The sequence below is a fragment of the Psychrobacter sp. I-STPA6b genome (genome assembly GCF_020662265.1).
Taxonomy (GTDB): Bacteria; Pseudomonadota; Gammaproteobacteria; order Pseudomonadales; family Moraxellaceae; genus Psychrobacter.
On record NZ_VEWM01000038.1, the window covers coordinates 1 to 507 of the forward strand.

At 59.2% G+C, this 507-nt stretch carries 1 pseudogene; it reads left to right on the top strand.

The window, feature by feature from the left end:
- Positions 1-507 (top strand): annotated as a pseudogene (ligA, locus tag FHK88_RS03675) (NAD-dependent DNA ligase LigA); the annotation flags it as partial.

Below are 507 nucleotides of genomic sequence, written 5' to 3' on the forward strand. Positions count from 1 at the left end.
GGTCAATGATTTAGCGCTGCAAAGCCAGTTAGGATTCCTCTCGCGTGAGCCACGCTGGGCGACGGCCTATAAATTCCCTGCCGAGACGGTCATGACTACCCTTAACAATATCGAGTGGCAAGTTGGTCGCACCGGTCAGATTACCCCAGTCGGTAAGCTCGAGCCTGTACAAGTCGGCGGCGTCACCGTGAGTAATGTGACCTTGCATAACTTCTGCGAGATTCAGCGCTTGGACGTGCGCGCCGGCGATACCGTCAGCGTGCACCGCGCAGGCGACGTCATCCCTAAAGTCACCCGCGTCTGGCATGACATGCGCCCCGAAGGCACTAAGCCCGTTACCCTGCCTAAAGAATGCCCTGTCTGCGACTCGCCTGTTGTGCTGCCAGAAGGGGAAGCCTTAGCGCGCTGTTCTGGCGGGCTATTTTGTCCTGCCCAGCAGCAAGAGGCGCTGATTCACTTCGTCTCGCGCCGCGCTATCGACATTGATGGCCTCGGCGAGCGCTGGCT